Below are 22,461 nucleotides of genomic sequence, written 5' to 3'. Positions count from 1 at the left end.
GGGCATCCTACGGGAGACGGTAAGGAAATGAATCCGGGTAAAACGGGCATTTTAAGAAGAGCCGCCTGACTTGGGGGGAATCTGCTGCAAGTTCGTCGGATGCATTCGGCTTTTGAGCCACGTGGACAGGTCGTCGAGGAAGGTGTAGACCACGGGCACCACGACCAGCGTCAGCAGTGAGGAGGCCAGCACGCCGCCGATGACGGCCTGGCCCATGGGGGCGCGCTGCTCGGACCCTTCGGTGAGTGAGAAGGCCAGCGGCACCATGCCGAAGACCATGGCCAGCGTGGTCATGAGGATGGGGCGCAAGCGCACGCGGGCGGCCAGCAACAGGGCTTCGCGGCGGGGCAGGGGCGCGCTGTCATGGCCTTCGCCCGCGTCGCCCGCACGGGCCCGGTTGGCGAAGTCCACCAGCAAGATGGCGTTCTTGGTGACCAGGCCCATCAGCATGATGATGCCGATGATGGAGAACATGTTAACGGTGGAGCCGAACACCAGCAGCGTGACAACCACACCGATGAGGGTCAGGGGCAGGGAGCTCATCAGGGCGATGGGCTGCAGGAAGCTGCGGAACTGAGAGGCCAGGATCATGTAGATGAAGACGATGGCCAGGCCGAGGGCCGAGAGGGCGTAGGCGAAGGACTCCTGCATGTCTTTGGTGGAGCCGCCAAAGCGGTAGTGGTAGCCACTGGGCCAGGGCATCTGGTCGAGCACCTTGCGGATGTCGGCCGAGACCTCGCCCATGGAGCGGCCCGTGAAGTTGGCGGTGATCTCGATTTCGCGGTTGAGGTCGCGGCGGTTGATCTGCGAGGGGCCGACGCTTTCGATCACGTCGGCGACCTGGCTCAGGCGCACTTGACGGGGACGGCCCTGGGCATCGGCTCCCACGACCAAGGTGAGGTTGCGCAGGTCGTCGGCGGTGCGTCGGGCGTCGGGGTGCAGGGAGACGCGGATATCGTAGTTCTGCTCGTCTTCGGCGCGCCAGCTGCCCACCACCTTGCCTTCGACCAGCACGCTCAGGGCCTGACTGACGGCGTTGACGTTCAGGCCGAGGTCGGCGGCAGCGTCGCGGCGCACGCGGATGTCGAGCGTGGGCTTGTCGGGCTTGAGGCTGGTGTCCAGGTCGACCAGGCCGGGGATGGGGCGCAGGCGGGCCAGCACCTCTTGGTTGAGGCGTTCGAGCTCTTTGAGGTTGCTGCCCTGAATGGACAGCATGATGGGTTTGAGGCCGGCCACCGAGTCGAGCAGGCCGACGTGGGTGACGGTGACGCCGGGCAGGGCGGACAAGGCCTCGCGCAGCGGGGCTGAGAGCTGGTCGACGTTGCGATGGCGGGTGTGGCGGTCGGTCAGACGCACGTAGACCGAGACTTGGTTGCGGCCCAGGGCCTGGCCGGTGTTGATGGTGGACAGGGTGTAGGCCACCTCGGGCATCTGCCGGATGAGGTGTTCGACCTCGCGGGTGCGTGCTTCGGTGGCTTCGATCGAGGTGCCCGAGGGCGTGTGGAAGTTGACGAAGGTTTCCGAGAAGTCGGCCTTGGGCACGAATTCGGTGCCGACCAGAGGCATCAGGGCGAGGCTGCCGAGCAGGGTGGCGCCGGCCACAAGCAGGGTCCACCAGGGGTGGTCGAGGGCGCGACCCAGCAGGTGCTGGTAGCCGTGGCTGAGCGACTCGGACCAACGGTCGACGGCGCCGGTGAGGCGGCCGAACGTGCGGTCGTACCAGCTGCGTGGTGCGGTCTGGGCGGCGCCGTGTCGGGAGACCGCCGGGTCGTGCCAGACGCTCGACAGCATGGGGTCGAGCGTGAAGCTCACAAACATGGAGATGAGCACGGCCGCCACGATGGTGATGCCGAACTCGTGGAAGAACTTGCCGATGACGCCGCCCATGAAGCCAATCGGCAGGAACACGGCGACGATGGACAGGGTGGTGGCCAGCACGGCCAGGCCGATCTCCTGTGTGCCGTCGATGGAGGCTTGCAGGGCGGACTTGCCCATCTGCAGGTGGCGCACGATGTTTTCGCGCACGACGATGGCGTCGTCGATGAGCAGGCCCACGCACAGGCTCAGCGCCATCAGCGTGACCATGTTGATCGAGAAGCCGAAGGCTTGCATGAACAGGAAGGTGCCGATGATGGAGATCGGCAGGGTGAGGCCGGTGATGACGGTGGAGCGCCAGGAGTTCAGGAACAGGAAGACGATGACCACCGTGAGCACGGCGCCTTCGATGAGGGTGGCGCGCACGGTCTGCACGCTGACGCTGATGGGGCGGCTGCTGTCGCGCACGACGTCCAGCTTCATGCCCGGGGGCAGGCTGGGGGTGATCTCGGTGATGGCGGCGCGCAGGCCTTTGACGACGTCCAGGGTGTTGTCACCTTGGGACTTGAGCACTTCGAGGGCGAGGGTGCGCTGGCCGTTGAGCAAGGCCAGGGTCTCCAACTCCTGCGGGCCGTCGACCACGTCTGCGACCTGGCTGAGGCGGATGGGTTGGTCGTTGCGGGTGGCGACCACCAGGCGGCGGAAGTCCTCGACGGTGCGCAAGCGGGCGTCGATCTGCACGACGCGCTCGCGGTCGCGGGTGCGCACGCTGCCGGCAGGCTGGTCCTGGTTTTCGGTGCGCACGGTGGCGGCGATCTGCTCGGCGCGCAGGCCCAGCGCGTCGAGGGCATCGGGGCGCAGGTAGACGTTGATCTGGCGCTTGAGGCCGCCCACGAGGTTGACGCTGCCCACGCCTTCGACGTTTTCCAGGCGTTTGCGCAGGAGCTGGTCGGCGTAGGTGGTCAGGGCCTGGGTGCTCTGGCTGCCGTCGGGCGAGGTGAGGGCCAGCGAGAAGATGGGGCGGTTGGCCGGGTCGAAGCGCAGCACGCGGGCGTCTTCGACCTCGTCACGCAGCAAAGGGCGGAGGGCGGAGAGCTTCTCGCGCACGTCTTCGGCGGCGCGACGCCCGTCCACGCTCATGTTGAACTGGATGATGACGACCGAGTTGCCTTCGTAAGAGCGCGAGTAGAGCTGGCTGATGCCGGCCACGGTGTTGACGGCCTCTTCGACCTTGCGGGTGACCTCGGTTTCGATGATCTCGGGCGAGGCGCCGGGGTAGGCCATCTGCACGACCAGGGTGGGCAGTTCGATATCGGGGAACTGGTCGACCTTGAGACGCTGGTAGGAGAACAGGCCGAGGACGACCAGGGCCATCATCATCATGGTGGCCAGGACAGGGTTGCCAATGGACAGGCGCGTGAACCACATGGTGCGGGCCCGTTTCAGCGTGAGGCAGCTGAAGCAGCGGCCGGTGCCGATGCTGCCGTTGCGGCGCGCAGCGTCACCCGGGCACCTTCGCGTACGGTGCCGCTGGCATCGGGCAGGATGCGGTCGCCGGCTTTGAGCCCTGCGGTGATCTCGACGAAGGGCTGGGCGGCGTCGCCCCCGCGTGAGGCACGCAGGCCCAGTTGCACGGGCACGCGCACGATGCGGTCGCCGTCGATGCGCAGCACCTCGTCGCGGCCGCTGTCGCGGAAGACAGCGCTGGCCGGGATGGCCAGGCCTTCACGGGTGTCCACGGTGATCTGCCCTTGGCCGAACAGGCCCTGGCGCAGGGCGGGGTGGCGAGGCAGGCTCAGGTAGACCATCACGGAGCGGGTGTCGGCGGTGGCGCTGGGGTTGATGCGCACGATGCGGGCGCTCAGGGGTTCGGACAGGCCTTCGATGTTCAGGCTGGCGGTGGCGCCCACGCGCACCTGGGTCACGTCCTGGGGGCTCAGGGGCACCTGCCATTCCAAGCTGTCGAGGTCGACGATCTCGACGATGCGGGCGTCGACATTCAGGCGTTCGCCGGGCTGCACGAAACGTTGTGCGATCTGCCCGGCCAGGGGCGCGAGGATGCGGGTGTCCTGCCATGCCTTGTCGGCAAGGCGGGCGGCAGCCTGCGCGGCTTCATAGGTGGCGCGGGTGGAGGCCGCGTTGGACAGCGAGGTGTCGAGGGCCTGGCGCGAAATGAAGCCCTGTTGCACCAGGGCCTGGTTGTTGCGCAGGGTCTGCTCGGCATTGGTCCAGATGGCCTTGGCCGAGGCGGCTTGCTGCTGGGCCTGCTGGCGGCGCAGGCCGACTTCCTGGGTGTCGAGTTGTCCCAGCGACTGGCCCAGGCGGACCGTGTCGCCTTCGCGCACATGCAGGGCCTGCAGCTCGGCGGCCACCTTGGCCTTGACGACGGCCGAGCGTTGCGCGACCAGACTGCCCGAAATCGGAATGGACCAGTTCAGGGTGCGTGCCTGGATGGTGTGCAAGTCGTGCGGCGCCAGGTTGATGGCGCGGGCTTGCGCACTTTCGGTGCTTTGGGCCAGTTCGGCTTGCTGGGCCTTGCGGGCCACGATGGCGCGGGCAATGCTGCCGCCCAGCACCAGCAGGGCGATGCACAGCAGCAGCCATTTTTTCCACGGGGAGGGTGTTGTCATGAGGCCTTCTCGAAGGGGGGCTGTGCAATGGCGAGTCCGTGCAGCAGGATGTCGATCTGGGTGCCCAGGAAGCGTGCGGGGTCCATGGGCAGGGGGTTGGCGGCGCACACCGAGGTGCAGCGCTTGTGAAGGATCAGGAACTGCACCGGGGCGATCATGCCGAACACGACCGAGGTGATGTCAAGGGAACGGAACTCACCGCGGGCCATGCCGCGCTCCAGCACGCGGCGCAGCAGCGCATGGGTGGGAGCGAGCACCTCGTCCATGTAGAACTGCGCCAGGTCAGGGAAGGCCGCGGCCTCGTTCATGAGCAAGACGACCAGGCCCGACGCGTCGGACGAGCCGACCCGCAGCCACCAGGTGCTCGCCAGCTGGTGCAGCAGCTCGGCGCTGGGGCCGTCGTGCACATCGGCGAGGTTGCCGGCTTCCACGATGACCTCGGTCAGGTAGTGGCGCACCACGGCCTTGAAGAGCTCATCTTTGCTGGGGTAGTAGAGGTAGAGCGTGCCTTTGGAGACGCCGGCTTCGTGCGCCACGTCTTCGATGCGGGTGGCCGCCAGGCCCTTGCGCAAGAACAGACGCAGCCCGGCTTCCAGCAACTCCTGGGGGCGGGCGGCCTTGCGCCGTTGGCGAGGTTTGGTCAAAGAGGACGGATCGGGCTCGCTCAAACGGATGGACCTTCAGTAACTGACCGGTGGGTCATTAATGTAGCGGGCGCTTCTGCGCGCGGTCAATCGGGCCGTGGAGCGTGTGCGACGCAGACGAGGGAATGAATCATGAATAATGGTTCCCATGAGCAGCAGACCCCAACCTCAGAGCCGGGCGGCCTACGCCCATTTCAGTCCCATCACCACGCGCTGGATGGACAACGACATCTACGGCCACGTCAACAACGTGACCTACTACAGCTACTTCGACACGGCGGTGAACCGCTATCTGATCGAGGCCGGGGTGCTGGACATCCATGCGGGCGAGGTCATCGGCCTGGTGATCGAGACGCACTGCAATTACTTCTCACCGCTGGCCTTCCCGCGCAATGTCGAGGCCGGCATCCGGGTGGCCCACATCGGCAAGAGCAGCGTGCGCTACGAGATCGGCCTGTTCGAGGAAGGTGAGGCGCAGTCGGCCGCCAGCGGCCACTTCGTGCATGTGTATGTGGACCGGGTCACGCGCCGTCCCACCGAGTTGCCAGATGCCTTTGTGCAGGCTTTGAAGGCCCTGCAGGTGCCCGCCGCCGCATGAGTCGGGTCGCATCCGTTTGATTGTCTGTTCCCTTTTTTGTTGTCAGGACCTGTCATGAGCCATCCCGCCTCGGTGCCCCGCGCGCCCGATGTCATCACCCCCGAGAGCACCGCTGCGGTGGACCTCGCCATCACATCGCGCCGCTCGATCCGCCGCTTTCTGCCCACCGAGGTGCCCCGCGCGGTCATCGAGGACATCTTGCGCGTGTCCGCACGGGCGCCCTCGGGCACCAACACCCAGCCCTGGCGTGTGCATGTGCTGACGGGCACCAGCCTCAAGGCCTTGGTGGACCGCATCATGGCCGCGCACAACGACCCGGCCCAGGTGGGACTGCACCAGGAGGAGTACGACTACTACCCCAAGGAGTGGGTCTCGCCCTTCATCGACCGGCGCCGCAAGGTGGGCTGGGACCTGTACAGCCTGCTGGGCATCACCAAGGGTGACAAGGCGCGCATGCACGAACAGAACGGCCGCAACTTCCGCTTCTTCGATGCGCCCGTGGGCATGATCTTCACCATCGACCGGATCATGGGCAAGGGCAGCCTGCTGGACTACGGCATGTTCCTGGAAAACATCATGGTGGCGGCACGCGCACGTGGGCTCGACACCTGCCCGCAGGCGGCCTTCAACGGCTATCACACGCTGATTTCCGAGCACCTGGGGCTGGATGCCGAGCGCGAGATGGTGGTGGTGGGCATGGCGCTGGGCCACGCCGACCCGGAGGCGATCGAGAACACCTTGTTGACCGAGCGTGAAACGGTGTCCGATTTCGCCACTTTCTGGCCTTGATTTGACGCAGATTCGTCCATCTTTCAAGGGTCTTCACGGGGGTCTGAGGGCTCGGAGTGTCGGACAAAGGCGTCTATGATTTTGTGAATGTGGAAGACGGCATTGTCAAAATGGCGCGCCGCCGTCAACCACCAATCTGCGTGTCTTTCCGGAGGTCGACCTATGAGCCTGATGGGCCAAATGATGCAAATGCCCTTGTTGATTTCGTCGCTGCTGACCCATGCAGCGCGTCACAACGGGGATATCGAAGTGGTGTCCAAGCGTGTCGAGGGCGACATCCATCGCACCAACTGGGCCGAGGTGGAGCTGCGTTCGCGCAAGCTGGCCCAGGCGCTGGCCCGTCTGGGCTGCGAGGCGGGTGACCGCATCGGCACCCTGGCCTGGAACGGCTACCGTCACCTGGAGATCTACTACGGCGTCTCGGGCTCGGAGCTGGTATGCCACACCATCAACCCGCGCCTGTTCCCACAGCAGGTCGCCTGGATCATCAACGACGCGCAGGACAAGGTCATCTTCGTGGACCTGAACATCCTGCCGCTGGTGGAAAAGCTGGTGCCCTCGCTGCCTTCGGTCAAGCACGTGGTGCTGATGTGCGACCGCGACAACATGCCGCGCGAACATTCGCTGCCCAGCCTGCTGTGCTACGAAGACCTGATCGATGCCGAAGACGGCCACTACACTTGGCCCTCGTTCGACGAGAACGCCGCGGCCAGCATCTGCTACACCTCGGGCACGACGGGCAACCCCAAGGGCGCGATTTACTCGCACCGCTCATCGGTGCTGCACGCCTTTGCTGTGGCACTGCCCGACGCCATGTGCCTCAAGGGCACCGATGTGGTCTTGCCCGTGGTGCCGATGTTCCACGTCAACGCCTGGGGCACGCCGTATGCCGCCGCGCTGGTGGGCTGCAAGTTCGTGCTGCCCGGCCATCACCTCGATGGTGAGTCGCTCTACAAGCTGTTCGAGAGCGAAGGTGTGACCATGAGCGCCGGTGTGCCCACCATCTGGATGGGCCTGCTGAACTACGTCAAGGCCAACAACCTCAAGTTCAGCACCTTCAAGACCACGGTAATCGGTGGCGCGGCCTGCCCGCCGTCGATGATCCGCACCTTCGAGAACGACTACAACGTCGAGGTGGTACACGCCTGGGGCATGACCGAGCTGTCGCCGGTGGGCACACTGGGTCGCCTCAAGTCCAAGCACGCCAATCTGCCGCCCGAAGCCAAGCAGAAGATCTTGGAAAAGCAGGGCAAGTCGGTGTTTGGGGTGGACATGCGCATCGTGGATGCCGAGGGCAATGTGCAGCCTTGGAACGGTGTGGCCACGGGCGATCTGGAGGTGCGCGGCCACTGGGTGATCGAGAGCTACTTCAACGTTGACAAGTCGCCGCTGCACGATGGCTGGTTCCCCACGGGCGACGTGGCCACCATCGACCCGGACGGCTATATGCAGATCACCGACCGCTCCAAGGACGTGATCAAGTCGGGTGGCGAGTGGATCAGCTCGATTGAGCTGGAAAACGTGCTGATGGCCCACCCGGCCGTGCACGAGGCCGCGGCCATTGCGGCGCATCACCCCAAGTGGGACGAACGCCCGTTGATGGTGGTGGTCAAGAAGCCCGATGCCGAAGTGAGCAAAGAGGAGCTGCTGGCCTTCTTCAAGGGCAAGATCCCGAACTGGCAGACGCCGGACGACATCGTGTTCGTGGACGAGTTGCCGCACACGGCCACGGGCAAGCTGTACAAGCTCAAGCTGCGCGAACAGTTCCGCGATCACAAGCTGCCGACGGCCTGATCCGTCGTGTGACATTCCCTCTTCAAGGGTAAACAAGGACACCTTCGGGTGTCCTTTCTTCTTGTGGGTCTGCAAGGTGGAATGACAGTTCACGCCGTACGGGAAAGCTCTGACTGACCCCCGTGAACATGGGGGATAGATTGAGCAGGTAACGATTTCTGACCCCCCATAAGGAGCAAGCGATGCGATTCCCTGTACGAGCAATGAGCGTGTTGGTGGCGGCCTCTTTGAGCGCCGGTGCAGTGTTCGCCCAGAAGGGTGAAACCGTGAAAGTCGCCTGGATTGACCCGCTGTCGGGCCTGATGGCCAGCGTGGGTCAGAACCAGCTCAAGAGCTATCAATTTGTTGCCGAGAAGCTCAACGCCAGCAACCCGGCGGGCGTGAAGTTCGAGATCATCAGCATCGACAACAAGCTCAGTCCCGCCGAGACGCTGAACGCGCTGAAGTCGGCTGCGGACCAGGGCGTGCGTTATGTGGTGCAAGGCCTGGGTTCGGGTGCCGCCACGGCGCTGATCGACGGCATCAACAAGCACAACCAGCGCAACCCCGGCAAGGAAATCGTCTTCCTGAACTACGCCGCGGTGGACCCCGACCTGACCAACAGCAAGTGCAGCTTCTGGCACTTCCGTCTGGACGCGGACACCTCCATGAAGATGGAGGCCATGACCACCTTCATCAAGGACCAGAAGGATGTGCAGAAGGTCTACCTGATCAACCAGAACTACGCGCACGGCCACCAGGTGGCCAAGTACGCCAAGGAGAACCTCAAGCGCAAGCGCCCGGACATCCAGATCGTGGGCGACGACCTGCACCCTTTGGCGCAGGTGCGTGACTTTGCCCCGTATGTGGCCAAGATCAAGGCTTCGGGTGCCGACACCGTGATCACCGGCAACTGGGGCTCAGACCTCGCGCTGCTGGTGAAAGCCGCCAACGACGCCGGCCTGACCGCCAAGTTCTACACCTACTACGCCAACTTTGGCGGCACGCCCACCGCGCTGGGCAAGGTGGCTGACGGCCGCGTCTACCAGATCGGCTACGGCCATTACAACCTGGGTGGACTGAACGGTCAGCTCGTGGCCGAGTTCAAGAAGCGTTTCAACGACGACTACTACTCGGCGGCGACCTACTCGGGTCTGCAGATGTTGTCGATCGCCATGGCCAATGCCAAGTCGACCGACCCAGTCAAGGTGGCGTATGCGATGGAAGGCTTGAAGTTCAAGACCTTCAACGGCGACGTCGAGATGCGCAAGACCGACCACCAATTGCAGCAGACCCTGTACCTGGCCAAGTGGGCGCAAGTGGATGCGAAGAACCCGTACAACGTCGAAGGCACGGGCATGACTTTTGTGCCGGTCAAGCAGTTTGACGCCTACGTGGCCAGCACGCCCACGTCCTGCCAGATGAAGCGCCCTTCTTGATGTGAGGACGCCAGAGGGCATGCGGTGGCGCTGGGGCGTACTGCATGCCCTTTTTTTGACCTGATCGTGCTGCCGGCGCCGGCCGGCGAGACGACACCTGCGGGCCTGTCATGGAAACGTTTTTTGTCTTCGCCCTCAACGGGCTCAGCTACGGGCTGCTGCTGTTCATGCTCAGTTCTGGCCTGACGCTCATTTTCAGCATGATGGGCGTGCTGAACTTTGCGCACACCAGCTTCTACATGGTGGGCGCCTATTTCGCCTATGCGCTCACGGGCAGCATTGGCTTCTTTCCAGCCTTGATCGTGGCCCCGCTCTTGGTGGGCGCGCTGGGCGCGGCATTCGAGCGCTACTGTGTGCGCAAGGTGCACCCTTACGGACACGTTCCTGAGCTGCTGGTCACCTTTGGTCTGTCGTACGTGGTGCTGGAAGTCGTGCGCCTGATCTGGGGGCCGGCCAACGTGGATTACCGCGTGCCGGAGGCGCTCAGTGGGTCGCTGTTCACGCTGGCCAACATCCAGGGGCAGGGTTTGAGCTGGTTCGCGGGCGCTGGAGACGCGGCGATCTGCACGGCCGTGGGCAACTCCTGCACCCAGTTCCCGATGTACCGTGGCTTCATGGCGCTGGTGGCCCTGGCCATGCTGGTGGCTCTGTGGTTGCTGCTGACCCGCACCCGCATCGGTCTGATCATCCAGGCGGCGCTCACGCACCCCGAGATGACGCAGTCCCTGGGTCACAACGTGCCGCGCGTGATGATGGGGGTGTTCGGTGGCGGCTGCGCCCTGGCCGGGCTGGCCGGGGTCATCGGCGGCAATGCCTTCGTGACCGAGCCGAACATGGCGGCCTCCGTGGGCGCCATCATCTTTGTGGTGGTGGTCGTGGGCGGCATGGGATCGCTGGCTGGTGCCTTTCTGGCCTCCATCCTCATCGGCCTGATCCAGACCTTCGCCGTGGTGATTGACGTGTCGGCGGTGTCGGTGATGGAAAAGCTCGGCAGCCCGATCTCCCTGGAGAACTGGGCCTATCCCATTCTGAAGATCTCGGTGTCGCAGATGGCGCCGATCCTGCCCTATCTCCTGTTGGTGCTGATCCTCATCTTCCGACCCAAGGGCCTGCTGGGCACCCGCGAGGAGTAAACCGACCATGACTGACAAGATGTACACATTCCGCCCCGTCAATGTGGGCCGCATCGTGCTGTGGACCCTGTTCGCCCTGGTCTTGCTGGTGGCGCCCAAGGTGTTCACCAGCAGCCTGTCGATGACCATGCTCACGCAAATGGGCATCGCCATCATTGCCTGCCTGTCCTACAACATGCTGCTGGGGCAAGGCGGCATGCTGAGCTTTGGTCATGCGGTGTATTCGGGCCTGGGCTCGTTCGCCGCCATCCACGTGCTCAACAAGGTGGCCGATGGCGCCTGGAGCGTGCCCGTCAGCCTGCTGCCCTTGGTGGGGGGGCTGGCCGGTTTGCTGGTGGCGGCCCTGCTGGGCGCGTTGACCACCAAGAAGTCAGGCACCATCTTTGCCATGATCACGCTGGGCATTGGCGAGCTGGTGTTCTCGATGTCACTGATGCTGCCGGAGTTCTTCGGGGGTGAGGGCGGCATCGCCAGCAACCGCATGGTGGGCGAGCCCTTCATGGGCATCACCTTCGGACCCGAGACCGAGGTGTACTACCTGATCGCGGTCTACACCTTCGTGTGCACGGTGCTGATGTTTGCCTTCACGCACACGCCGCTGGGCCGCATGCTCAACGCCGTCCGCGACAACCCCGAGCGGGTCGAGTTCATCGGCTACGACACGCAGCGTGTGCGCTTTCTGGCCTTCATGATCGCGGGTTTCTTCGCTGGCATTGCCGGCGGCTTGTACACCATCAACTTCGAGATCGTGACGGCCGAGGTGGTGGGCGCACACCGCTCCGGCGCTTACCTGCTGTTCACCTTCCTGGGTGGCGCGCTGTTCTTCTTCGGTCCGATCATCGGCGCTGTGATGATGGTGCTGGCCACGGTGCTGCTGTCGGAGATGACCAAGGCCTGGCTGCTCTACCTGGGCATCTTCTTCCTGGTGATGGTGATGTACGCGCCGGGCGGCGTCTCGGGCTTGATCATGATGAACCTGCGTCTGGCCGCCTACGGGATGCTGCGCCGGCTCTGGACCTCGTACCTGGCGCTGGGCGGTGCCCTGTTGGTGGCGCTGACAGCGGTGGGTGTGATCGTGGAGATGGTTTATCACATCAAGCTCAACGAGGCCCTGGGGCCGGAGATGAGCTTCATGGGCGCGACGATCAACACCCAGGGGACCGATGCCTGGGTGGGGGCGGTGTTCCTGCTGATCACCGGCGTGGGCCTGTTCGAGCTGGTGCGACGTCAGTTCGTGCACCAGTGGGGGCAGATCCAGGAAGACATCGAAGCGGAGAACCTCCGCCAGCAATTGCATTGAAAGGCCAACCATGAGCGATCACAAAGCATCTGCACAAGGTCTGGCGCTGGAGTTGCGCAGCGTGCGCAAGTCGTTCGGCAAGACCGAAATCATTCGCGGGACCGAGCTGGCCATCAAGGCCGGCGAGCGCGTCGCCCTGATCGGCCCCAACGGGGCGGGCAAGTCCACCTTGTTCAACCTGATCAGCGGGCGTCTGCCCATCACCAGCGGCGAGATCCTCTTGCATGGCGAAGCCATCCACGGGATGAAGCCTTACGAGATCAACCGCCGCGGTCTGGCCCGCAGCTTCCAGGTGTCCAACCTGTTTCCGCGCCTGAGCGTGTTCGAGAACATCCGCTGCGCGGTGCTGTGGTCGATGGGGGAGCGTTACGCCTTCTGGCGTTTCCTCTCCAAGCTGGACGCGGTCAACCAGCGCGCCGAGGAGGTGCTGGACATGATCCGCCTGCGTCGCAAGCGCGATGTGCATGTCACGTCGCTGACCTACGCCGAGCAGCGTGCGCTGGAAGTGGGCGTGACCATTGCAGGCGGTGGCAACGTGATCTTGCTGGACGAGCCCACGGCGGGCATGAGCAAGTCGGAGACGGCGAACTTCGTGCGCATGATCCGTGAAGTCACGGAAGGCAAGACCTTGCTGACCGTGGAGCACGACATGGGTGTGGTGTTCGGCCTGGCCGACCGCATCGCGGTGCTGGTGTATGGCGAGGTGATCGCCTTCGACACGCCCGAGAACGTGCGGGCGAACGACCGGGTCAAAGAGGCGTATCTGGGCTCGGTGCTGGCCCAGAACCAGGCCGCCGAGGCAGGAGTCTGAGCATGCTGAACATTCACAACCTGCACGCGTTTTACGGCAAGAGCCACATCCTCCATGGCGTGGACCTGGAGGTCAACCCGGGCGAGATTGTCAGCCTGCTCGGCCGCAACGGCTCGGGGCGTTCCACCACCATCAAGGCCATCATGGGGCTGGTGGACGCGCAAGGCTCGGTCAAGTGGAACGACCAGGAGTTGCTGGGCCACAAGACCTACGACATTGCGCGCCACGGCCTGGGCTATGTGCCCGAGAGCCGCGATGTGTTCCCCAAGCTGACCGTGGAGCAGAACCTGCTGCTGGGGCAGAAGGGCGGCAAGAAGCCCGGGCGCTGGAGCTTGGACGACATGTACCAGATGTTCCCGCGCCTCAAAGAGCGCCAGCACACCGAGGCGGGCGTGATGTCGGGCGGGGAGCAGCAGATGCTGACCCTGTGCCGCACGCTGATGGGCGACCCTGACCTGATCATGATCGACGAGCCCACCGAAGGCTTGGCGCCCAAGATCGTGGAGCTGGTGGGCGAGTACCTCAAGGAGCTGCAAAAGCGCGGCCTGGCCGTGCTGCTGGTGGAGCAGAAGCTCACGATCGCTTTGGACATCTCACAGCGCTGCTACGTGATGGGCCACGGCGAGGTGGTGTTTCACGGTACGCCCGACGAGTTGCGGGCCGACCAGTACGTCCGCAAGGAGTGGCTGGAGGTCTGATTTTTGGTCCGCATGGCGGAATTTGCAGACTTTGTGGCCTGGGAGTTTCCCTGTGTTTGTGCGACACGGGGGACAAGCTCTGCCACAATCTTCGGATATTCTTACAAGAACTCTTGTCAGAATGAGTTGTCTGGTCGCCAGGCAGAGCGTGGTCGCCGCGTGAAGGTGGTGACGCGCGGCCTGCATCCGTCTATCAACGTCCCGAGATCGCCATGAGCACCACCTACCAAGTCAACGGCGGCGTCGCCGTCATCACCCTGAACAACCCCCCCGTCAACGGCCTGGGTCACAGCACCCGCGCCGGCATTTTTGAGGGTGTGAAGCAGGCCCAGGCTGACGCCAACGTGCAGGCGGTGGTGATCATCGGCGGTGGCAAGGTGTTCTGCGGTGGCGCAGACATTCGCGAATTCGGCACCCCGGCGGCGTTCGCCGATCCGGGCCTGCACACCGTCATTCAGGCGCTGGACGATTGCACCAAGCCGGTCGTCGCCGCCATCCACGGCGTGGTCATGGGCGGTGGCCTGGAGCTGGCGCTGGGCTGCCACTACCGTGTGATGGCCCCGGGCGTGCAGGTGGCCCTGCCTGAGGTGAACATCGGCCTGATCCCCGGTGGTGGTGGCACGCAGCGTCTGCCGCGCGTCCTGCCGGTCGAGATGGCCTTGCAGATGGTGACGAGCGGTGCCTCGGTGCCGAGCGACAAGCTGGCCAAGGTGCCCGGTCAACAGTTGATTGCCAAGCTCATCGAAGGTGATTTGCTCGCAGGGGCCCAGGCTTTTGCGCTGGAAGTGGCCGCAGTGCGCCCGCTGCCGCGTGTGCGTGACCTGCCTGTGCCGGTGGCCGCTGACGCCGGTCTGTTCGACCAGGCCCGCGCCGACATGGCCAAGGCCCGCCGCGGCCTGATCTCGCCGCAGCGCTGCATCGACGCCGTCGAGATCGCCACGCAGACTGACATCGACACCGGCATCCAGAAAGAGGTCGAGATCTTCCTGAACCTGATGGTGAGCCCGCAGGCAAAGGCCATGCAGCATGCCTTCTTTGGTGAGCGCGCCGCCAGCAAGATCCCAGATGTGCCCGACAACACCCCCACCCGCGAGGTAAAGAACGTCGCCGTGATCGGTGCCGGCACCATGGGCGGCGGCATCACCATGTGCTTCCTCAACGCTGGCATCCCGGTGAAACTGCTGGAGATGAAGCAAGAGGCCATCGACCGTGGCGTGGGTGTGATCCGCAAGAACTACGAAGCCCAGGTCGCCAAGGGCAAGCTGGCCCAGGACAAGTACGAGCAGCGCATGAGCCTGCTCACCACCACCCTGAGCTACGACGACATCGCCCAGGCCGACATGGTGATCGAAGCCGTGTTCGAGAACATGGAGGTCAAGGCCCAGGTGTTCACGAAGCTGGATGCCGTGATGAAGCCCGGTGCCATCCTGGCCTCCAACACCTCGACGCTGGACGTGGACAAGATCGCCGAAGTCACGAAGCGTCCGCAGGACGTGGTGGGCCTGCACTTCTTCAGCCCGGCCAATGTGATGCGCCTGCTGGAAGTGGTGCGCAGCAAGCACACCGCCAAGGACGTGATGGCGACCGTCATGCAGGTGGCCAAGAAGATCAAGAAGGTCGCGGTGGTGTCGGGCGTGTGCGACGGCTTCATTGGCAACCGGATGTTCGAGCAGTACGTGCGCCAGAGCTTCCAGCTGGTGGAAGAGGGCGCCACGGTGCCCCAGGTGGACAAGGCCGCCGAAGCCTTCGGCTTTGCCATGGGCCCCTTCCGCGTGGGCGACCTGGCCGGCAACGACATCGGCTTTGCCATCCGCAAGCGCCGTCGCGTCGAGCAGCCCGATGTGGTCTACAGCCCCGTGGGCGACGCCATTTGCGAGCTGGGCCGTTTCGGTCAGAAGGTGGGCAAGGGCTGGTACGACTACGAAGCCGGCAAGCGCGACCCGATCCCCTCGGCCGAGGTGCAAGCCTGCATCGACAAGGTGCGTGCTGACAAAGGCATCACCCCGCGCGCCATCAGTGACGAAGAGATCGTCAACCGCCTGGTGCTGGCCATGGTCAACGAGGGTGCACAGATTCTGGAAGAAGGCATTGCCTCCAAGGCGTCTGACATCGACATGGTCTACCTGACCGGCTACGGCTTCCCGCTGGCCTGGGGTGGCCCGATGCTGTACGCCGACCTGCTGGGTCTGCCCAAGGTGGTCGAGCTGATGAAGGGCTTCCAGGAGCTGCCCGGCGCCGACCAGGCTTTCTGGACGCCGGCGCCACGGCTGGCCCGTCTGGTGGCCGAAGGCAAGACCTTCACCGGTCAGGCCTGATCGCCCACGTCCTCATGGCTCTGACTGAGTAAGCATGAGCCACCACCGTGAGGGTCTGCAGGGCATGGGCCACGCAGACCCTTTTTGATCGCTCCGCGCAAAGGTGTCTGACATGTCCCACATCGAAACCCATCAGAACGGCCACATCCTGGAGATCAAGGTCAACCGGCCCGAGAAGCACAACGCGCTCTCGCCCGAGATGTACCGCGATCTGGCCCGTGCCTATGGCGAGCTCAGCCGCAACCCTGAGCTGCGCGTGGGCCTGCTGTACGGCGAGGGCGCGCATTTCACCTCCGGCGTCGAGCTGGACAAGTGGGCGCCCATCTTTGGCAACGGCAAGGGCTTTGAAGTGGGCGAGGGCGAGATCGATCCTTTCGGCCTGCAGGCCCAGCGTCACACCAAGCCGGTGGTGATGGCCGTGCAGGGCAACTGCTTCACCTGGGGCGTGGAGATCATGCTCAACACCGAGATCCGCGTGGCGGCCTCGGACACGCGCTTTGCCATGCTGGAAGTCAAGCGCGGCATCTTCCCCTGTGGGGGTGCCACCTTGCGCCTGCCGCGCCAGATGGGCTGGGGTGCGGCGCATCGCTACCTGCTGACGGGTGAGTTCTGGTATGCCGAGGAAGCCCTGCGCACCGGCCTGGTTCAGGAAGTGGTGGCGCCCGGTGAGCAGGTCAACAAGGCCCGCGAGATTGCCACGCAGATCGCCAAGGCGGCGCCGTTGGGCGTGCAAGGCGTGCTCAAGTCTACCCGCATGGCCTGGAACGAAGGCGAGGCAGAAGCCGCCCGCCATCTGTTTGTGGACCTGCTGCCCGTGATGCAGAGCGAGGACGCGGCCGAAGGTGTGCTGTCCTTCGTGCAACGTCGTGAAGCCGTGTTCAAGGGGCGCTGAGGCGCAACAGCTGAGCCTCTGCCTGGACACCGCGAGTTTTCGCTCAAACCCTGTTTGCTTGACCTGAACCGCATGCCATCATGACCCAACGTGCCACCCTCGACTTCCTTCTCTACGACTGGCTGAAAGCCGATGCCCTGTGTGAGCGCCCCCGCCACGCGGATCACAGCCGCGACACCTTCGATGCGGTGCTGGACCTGGGCGAGAAGATCGCCACCGAGCAGTTCGCTCCCATCAACCGCCTGACCGACCTGCAAGAGCCCGAGTTCGACGGCGAGCGTGTGCACCTGCCGGCCGAGACCCCGAAGGCTTTGAAGGCCTTCATCGACTCGGGACTGATGGCCGCAGCCAAGGATGTCGAGGTCGGTGGCATGCAGCTGCCCACCGTGGTCGAAATGGCGGCGATGAGTTTCTTCTTCAAGGCCAGCGTGGCCTTGGGCGGCTACCCGATGCTGACGCGCGGCAACGCCAACACCATCCTGGCGCACGGCACTCCCAAGCAAGTCGAGGTGTTTGCCAAGCCCGGTCTGGAAGGTCGCACCTTCGGCACCATGTGCCTGAGCGAGCCGCAGGCCGGCTCCAGCCTGTCGGACATCGCCACCAAGGCCGTGCCCGATATCGGCAGCGAAGCCCACGGCGCCACGCCCTGGCAGCAAGACCCGCTGGGTCCGCGCTTCCGCCTCAAGGGCAATAAGATGTGGATCTCGGGCGGTGAGCACGAGATGGGTGAGAACATCGTGCACCTGGTGCTGGCCAAGATTCCCGGCGAAGACGGCAAGACCATCCCCGGCGTGAAGGGCATTTCGCTCTTCATCGTGCCGCGCAAGCTGGTGCAGGCTGACGGCACCATCACCGAGCAGCGCAACGACGTCTCACTGGCGGGCCTGAACCACAAGTGCGGCTACCGCGGCACCGTCAACACCCTGCTGAACTTTGGCGAAGGCAAGTTTCCGGTGCACGGCCAGGCCGGCGCCGTGGGCTACCTGATCGGCAAGCCCGGTGAGGGCCTCAAGTGCATGTTCACGCTGATGAACGAGGCCCGCATTGGCGTGGGCCTGGGTGCGACCATGCTGGGCTATGCCGGCTATGAAGCCTCGCTGGCCTACGCCAAGGATCGTCCGCAAGGCCGTGCCATGACCGCGGCCGGCAAGGACGCCAGCAGCCCGCAGATCCCCATCATTCAGCATACCGACGTCAAGCGCATGCTGATGATGCAGAAGAGCGTGGTCGAAGGCGGTCTGGCCTTGGGCTTGCTGTGTGCGCAGTTGGTGGACGACGAGCAGACCGGCACCGAGGCCGAAGCCGAGAAGGCGCACCTGCTGCTGGAGCTGCTGACCCCGATTGCCAAGAGCTGGCCCAGCGAATGGGCTCTGGAGGCCAACAGCCAGGCCATCCAGGTGCTGGGCGGTGCGGGCTACACCCGCGACTTCCCTGTCGAGCAATACTGGCGCGACAACCGCCTCAACATGATCCACGAAGGCACCCACGGCATCCAGGGTATGGACCTGCTGGGCCGCAAGGTGGTCATGAACGGTGGCAAGGCCCTGGCCGTGCTGGCCGAGCGCATCAGCGAAACCATCCAGAAGGCCGGCCACATCGAAGGCCTGGCACTGCACGCCAATGCCCTGGCTGGTGCGCTGCAAAAGGTGGGCGCGGCCACCAAGGCCGCGTGGAGCACTGGCCAGCCTGAAGAGGCCCTGGCCAACGCCACGCTGTACCTGCAGGCTTTCGGTCACACCGTGCTGGCCTGGATCTGGCTGGAGCTGGCCATCGCTGCGCAGGCCGCCCAAGCCAAGGGCACATGGGACCAAGGACCTCTGGGCGTCGGTTTCCTGCAAGGCAAGCGCGCTGCGGCAGACTACTTCTTTGCCTACGAGTTGCCCAAGATCGACGCCTGGCTGGGCGTGGTCTCGCGCCGCGACCTGACCTGTGCCCAGGCCCAGGCCGACTGGTTCTGAACCACGACACCGACTGCGCAACGCACACGAAAGAAGCCCATCATGATGAAGCACATCGTTCTGTTCACCCTTAAGGACCCGGCCAACGCGCCCAAGGTCAAGGCCTTGCTCGACAGCTGCAAGGACATCGTCCCCGGCATCCTCGAGTTCGAGGTGGGCATCAAGACCGAGGGCCTGGAAGCCACGGCCGACGTCGTGCTGGTCTCCAGCTTTGACGATGCAGCGGCCCTCGCGGCCTACCAGCAACATCCCCACCACCAGGGCGTCATCGCCCCGCTCCGCGAAATGGCATCGGGCCGCCATGTGCTCGATTACGTCTGCTGACCCTGACGACTGCCCCTTTTCATTGAAAGACCACCGCATGAGCGAAGCCCGCACCATCCAGAACCTGTTCGACCTCACGGGCAAGAAGGCCCTCATCACCGGCGGCTCCCGCGGCCTGGGCCTGCAGATGGCACAGGCCCTCGGCGAGGCCGGCGCCAAGGTCGTCATCAGCTCGCGCAAGGCGGCTGACTTGGAAGAGGCCGTGATGGCCCTGCAGGACCGTGGCATCGACGCCCGCTGGATTGCCGCGGATGCCGGCAAGCCCGAGGACATCCAGCGCCTGGCCGACGAAACCCTGGAGCGTGTGGGCGACGTGGACATTCTCGTCAACAACGCCGGCGCCACCTGGGGTGCGCCCGCACAGGACCACCCGCTGGACGCCTGGGACAAGGTGATGAACCTGAACGTGCGCGGCTACTTCCTGCTGTCGCAGGCCATTGCCAAGGCCAGCATGATCCCGCGCAAGCAGGGCCGCATCATCAACGTGGCCTCCATTGCGGGCCTGGGCGGCAACCCGGCCTTCATGCAGACCATTGCCTACAACACCAGCAAGGGGGCGGTGGTCAACTTCACCCGTGCACTGGCCTGTGAATGGGGGCACCTGGGCATCCGCGTCAACGCCATCGCCCCGGGCTTCTTCCCCAGCAAGATGACCGCCGGCCTCCTCGGTGCGGTCGGCGAGGAGAACATGGCCAGCCATGCGCCCCTGCTGCGTCTGGGCGACGACGAAGACCTGAAGGGGGCCGCGCTGCTGTTTGCCTCCGAGGCTGGCAAACACATCACCGGCCAGATCCTGGCGGTGGACGGGGGCGTCAGTGCCCTCGTGGGTTGAGTCGAGGGTACGTCGGACATGGCCATTCCCTTTGCCTTCCGCATCCCCTTCGTCGAAGGCATCGGGTGCGAGCTGCAGCGTTTTGAGGGCGGTCACGCCGAGGTCTCGCTCACGCTCAACGAGAACCACACCAACTCCTTCGGCGTCGCCCATGGCGGCCTGATGATGACCCTGCTCGACGTGGCCATGGCGCACGCGGCCCGCAGCCTGCGCCTGGATGCCCAAGGGCAAAGCCCCGGCGCGGTCACCATCGAGATGAAGACCAGCTTCACTCGACCGGGCATCGGGCGCATCCGGGCGCTGGGCAGCGTGCTGCACAGCACCGCCACCCTGGTGTTTTGCGAGGGCAAGGTCTTCGACGCACACGACCGGCTGTGCGCCCACGCCACCGGCACATTCAAGTATCTGCGCGACATCCCCAAATCCCGGCCTGCAGCCGGCTCACCCGATGAGCCTCATCTGCAAGGCCCCGGTTCCGATTGATGTGACACCCACCCCAAGAAAGGTTTGTCCCATGAGCCAAGTCAACGAACAAATCCTGCTGGTATCCCGTCCGCAGGGCGAAGCCAGTGTCGACAACTTCAAGCTGGTGCAGACCCCGCTGCCCTCGGCCGATGAGCTGAGCGACGGCCAGGTGCTGGTGCGCCATCACTACCTCTCGCTCGACCCCTATATGCGCGGTCGCATGAACGACAGCAAGAGCTACGCCGAGCCTCAACCTCTGAACAGCGTGATGCTCGGCGGCACGGTGGGCGAGGTGCTGATCAGCAAGCATCCCAAGTTCGCCGTCGGCGACAAGGTGGTGGGCATGGGCGGCTGGCAAACCCACAGCGTGGTCGACGCCACCCAGCGTGGCGCGCTCACCAAGGTGGACACCACCCACATCCCGCTGTCCGCCTACCTGGGAGCGGTGGGCATGCCGGGCGTGACCGGCTGGTACGGCCTGGTCAAGATCATCGCCCCCAAGGCGGGTGAAACCGTGGTGGTCAGTGCCGCCAGCGGCGCTGTAGGCAGCGTGGTGGGCCAGTTGGCCAAGGCGCGCGGCTGCCGTGTCGTGGGCGTGGCCGGTGGTGCCGACAAGTGCGATTACGTGGTCAAGGAACTGGGCTTTGATGCCTGCGTGGACTACAAGGCCAACCCCGACCCCAAGAGCTTCTACAAGGCTCTCAAGGACGCGACGCCCAACGGTATCGACGGCTACTTTGAGAACGTGGGCGGCATGATCCTGGACGCGGTGCTGCTGCGCATGAACGCCTTTGGCCGCATCGCCATGTGCGGGATGATCGCCGGCTACAACGGCGAGCCCACCCCGATGCAGAACCCGGCCCTGATCCTGGTCAACCGCCTCAAAGTCGAGGGTTTTATTGTGAGCGAACACCCCGAAGTGTGGCCCGATGCCGTGCAGGAACTGGGCACCATGGTGGCAGCCGGAAAGATGAAGTTCCGTGAGTCGGTGGCGCAAGGCATTGCCAGCGCGCCCGAGGCCTTCCTGGGCCTGCTCAAGGGCAAGAACTTTGGCAAACAACTGGTCAAACTGATCTGAACATTCAAACAAGGAGTACATACAGCATGACTCATCTGAATCTGCAACCGGGCCAGACGGCCGTGATCACGGGTGCCGCCAGCGGCTTTGGTCTGGAGCTGGCCCGATTGGGTGCCCAGAAGGGCCTCAACCTGGTGCTCACCGATGTCCAGCAGGAAGCCCTTGATGCGGTGGTGGCCGAGCTGACCGCCGCTGGTGCCCAGGTGGCGGCCCTGCGCGGTGACGTTTCTCGTGGTGAGGACATTCAGGCCCTGGCCGATATGTGCCTGGAGCGTTTTGGCGTGCCCCACATTGTCATCAACAACGCCGGTGTGGCCTATGGCGGCCTGATCTGGGAAGCCGGTCCACGCGACTGGGAGTGGGTGTTGGGCGTCAACCTGTGGGGCGTCATTCACGGTGTGCGCGTCTTCACGCCGCTGATGCTGGCCGAAGCACGCAAGAACCCCAACTACCAAGGACACATCGTCAACGTGGCCTCCATGGCCGGGATGCTGAACTCGCCCAACCTGGGCGTCTACAACGTCAGCAAGCACGCCGTGGTGAGCCTGTCCGAGACCCTGTACCAGGACCTGGCCCTCGTCACCGACCAGGTGCACGCCTCGGTGCTGTGCCCATACTTCGTGCCCACCGGCATCCACCAGTCGCACCGCAACCGCCCGGTCGAGCTGCGCACCGACGCCAAGCCCACAGCCAGCCAGCTGATTGGCCAGGCCATGAGCGCCAAGGCCGTGACGTCCGGCAAGGTGACCGCCACCGACACAGCTGTCTTGGTGTTCAACGCCATCAAGGCCAACCAGTTCTACGTCTACACCCATCCCAAGGCCATTGGCATGGTGCAGGTGCGCATGGAAGACGTGATGCAGGCGCGCAACCCGACTGACCCGTTTGCGGGCAAGCCGGAAATTGGTGCTCAGCTGAAGACCGCTTTGCGCGAAGCCCTCGCCAAAGAGGACTGAACAGCGCCGCA

19 protein-coding genes are annotated in these 22,461 nt (G+C 64.5%); 16 read left to right on the top strand and 3 right to left on the bottom strand.

The annotated features are described in order from the left end of the window. Window positions 1-51: 51 nt before the first annotated feature. From AC3WW4_RS14155 to AC3WW4_RS14145, 3 genes are read right to left on the bottom strand one after another with little or no spacing between them, the layout of a single operon-like run. Window positions 52-3,243, bottom strand: coding sequence for an efflux RND transporter permease subunit (locus AC3WW4_RS14155; RefSeq protein ID WP_488829110.1), 3,192 nt, complete (start codon window positions 3,241-3,243; stop codon window positions 52-54). Between the two features lie 14 nt (window positions 3,244-3,257). After that, window positions 3,258-4,445 carry an efflux RND transporter periplasmic adaptor subunit gene (locus AC3WW4_RS14150; RefSeq protein ID WP_488829109.1) on the bottom strand — a complete coding sequence of 396 codons (1,188 nt, stop codon included), beginning with the start codon at window positions 4,443-4,445 and terminating at the stop codon, window positions 3,258-3,260. Then, window positions 4,442-5,113 carry a TetR/AcrR family transcriptional regulator gene (locus AC3WW4_RS14145; RefSeq protein ID WP_488829108.1) on the bottom strand — a complete coding sequence of 224 codons (672 nt, stop codon included), beginning with the start codon at window positions 5,111-5,113 and terminating at the stop codon, window positions 4,442-4,444. The genes AC3WW4_RS14150 and AC3WW4_RS14145 overlap by 4 nt, the downstream gene beginning before the upstream one ends. A 124-nt stretch (window positions 5,114-5,237) precedes the next feature. Here AC3WW4_RS14145 and AC3WW4_RS14140 point away from each other — a divergent pair, with 124 nt between their 5' ends. The 16 genes from AC3WW4_RS14140 to AC3WW4_RS14065 all read left to right on the top strand — a co-directional run bounded on the left by AC3WW4_RS14140 (window position 5,238) and on the right by AC3WW4_RS14065 (window position 22,450). Further along, window positions 5,238-5,687 carry an acyl-CoA thioesterase gene (locus tag AC3WW4_RS14140; protein ID WP_488829107.1) on the top strand — a complete coding sequence of 150 codons (450 nt, stop codon included), beginning with the start codon at window positions 5,238-5,240 and terminating at the stop codon, window positions 5,685-5,687. 54 nt (window positions 5,688-5,741) lie between these two features. Continuing rightward, complete coding sequence (locus tag AC3WW4_RS14135) at window positions 5,742-6,476, top strand: nitroreductase (RefSeq protein ID WP_488829106.1); 735 nt, start codon at window positions 5,742-5,744, stop codon at window positions 6,474-6,476. Window positions 6,477-6,638: 162 nt separating this feature from the next. Further along, on the top strand, window positions 6,639-8,270 hold the full coding sequence (locus tag AC3WW4_RS14130) for a 3-(methylthio)propionyl-CoA ligase (protein ID WP_488829105.1): 1,632 nt from the start codon (window positions 6,639-6,641) through the stop codon (window positions 8,268-8,270). A 182-nt stretch (window positions 8,271-8,452) separates the two neighbouring features. Beyond that, window positions 8,453-9,688 carry a branched-chain amino acid ABC transporter substrate-binding protein gene (locus AC3WW4_RS14125; RefSeq protein WP_488829104.1) on the top strand — a complete coding sequence of 412 codons (1,236 nt, stop codon included), beginning with the start codon at window positions 8,453-8,455 and terminating at the stop codon, window positions 9,686-9,688. Window positions 9,689-9,798: 110 nt separating this feature from the next. Next, window positions 9,799-10,821: a branched-chain amino acid ABC transporter permease gene (locus AC3WW4_RS14120; RefSeq protein ID WP_488829103.1), complete on the top strand. Its 1,023-nt coding sequence runs from the start codon at window positions 9,799-9,801 to the stop codon at window positions 10,819-10,821. Window positions 10,822-10,828: 7 nt separating this feature from the next. After that, complete coding sequence (locus AC3WW4_RS14115; protein ID WP_488829102.1) at window positions 10,829-12,121, top strand: branched-chain amino acid ABC transporter permease; 1,293 nt, start codon at window positions 10,829-10,831, stop codon at window positions 12,119-12,121. A gap of 10 nt (window positions 12,122-12,131) precedes the next feature. After that, window positions 12,132-12,932, top strand: a complete 801-nt coding sequence (locus AC3WW4_RS14110; protein ID WP_488829101.1) for an ABC transporter ATP-binding protein — start codon at window positions 12,132-12,134, stop codon at window positions 12,930-12,932. 2 nt (window positions 12,933-12,934) lie between these two features. Next, window positions 12,935-13,630 carry an ABC transporter ATP-binding protein gene (locus AC3WW4_RS14105; RefSeq protein ID WP_488829100.1) on the top strand — a complete coding sequence of 232 codons (696 nt, stop codon included), beginning with the start codon at window positions 12,935-12,937 and terminating at the stop codon, window positions 13,628-13,630. A gap of 212 nt (window positions 13,631-13,842) precedes the next feature. Beyond that, window positions 13,843-15,945 (top strand): 3-hydroxyacyl-CoA dehydrogenase NAD-binding domain-containing protein, encoded by a 2,103-nt coding sequence (locus AC3WW4_RS14100; protein ID WP_488829099.1) that lies wholly within the window; start codon window positions 13,843-13,845, stop codon window positions 15,943-15,945. Window positions 15,946-16,057: 112 nt separating this feature from the next. Further along, complete coding sequence (locus tag AC3WW4_RS14095) at window positions 16,058-16,837, top strand: crotonase/enoyl-CoA hydratase family protein (protein WP_488829098.1); 780 nt, start codon at window positions 16,058-16,060, stop codon at window positions 16,835-16,837. Between the two features lie 80 nt (window positions 16,838-16,917). Continuing rightward, complete coding sequence (locus tag AC3WW4_RS14090; RefSeq protein WP_488829097.1) at window positions 16,918-18,795, top strand: acyl-CoA dehydrogenase; 1,878 nt, start codon at window positions 16,918-16,920, stop codon at window positions 18,793-18,795. Between the two features lie 42 nt (window positions 18,796-18,837). Then, window positions 18,838-19,119, top strand: a complete 282-nt coding sequence (locus AC3WW4_RS14085) for a Dabb family protein (RefSeq protein ID WP_488829096.1) — start codon at window positions 18,838-18,840, stop codon at window positions 19,117-19,119. A 37-nt stretch (window positions 19,120-19,156) separates the two neighbouring features. Then, a complete protein-coding gene (locus tag AC3WW4_RS14080; RefSeq protein ID WP_488829095.1) occupies window positions 19,157-19,951 on the top strand; it encodes an SDR family oxidoreductase in 795 nt (264 codons plus the stop codon). A gap of 18 nt (window positions 19,952-19,969) precedes the next feature. Next, window positions 19,970-20,434: a PaaI family thioesterase gene (locus AC3WW4_RS14075; RefSeq protein ID WP_488829094.1), complete on the top strand. Its 465-nt coding sequence runs from the start codon at window positions 19,970-19,972 to the stop codon at window positions 20,432-20,434. Window positions 20,435-20,465: 31 nt separating this feature from the next. Next, a complete protein-coding gene (locus AC3WW4_RS14070; protein WP_488829093.1) occupies window positions 20,466-21,494 on the top strand; it encodes an NADP-dependent oxidoreductase in 1,029 nt (342 codons plus the stop codon). A gap of 26 nt (window positions 21,495-21,520) precedes the next feature. Further along, complete coding sequence (locus AC3WW4_RS14065; RefSeq protein ID WP_488829092.1) at window positions 21,521-22,450, top strand: SDR family oxidoreductase; 930 nt, start codon at window positions 21,521-21,523, stop codon at window positions 22,448-22,450. Window positions 22,451-22,461 lie beyond the last annotated feature (11 nt).

Source organism: Aquabacterium sp. TM01 (genome assembly GCF_057808345.1).
The sequence above is the reverse complement of the archived record's forward strand: the minus strand, read 5'-3'. Positions and strand labels throughout refer to the sequence as shown.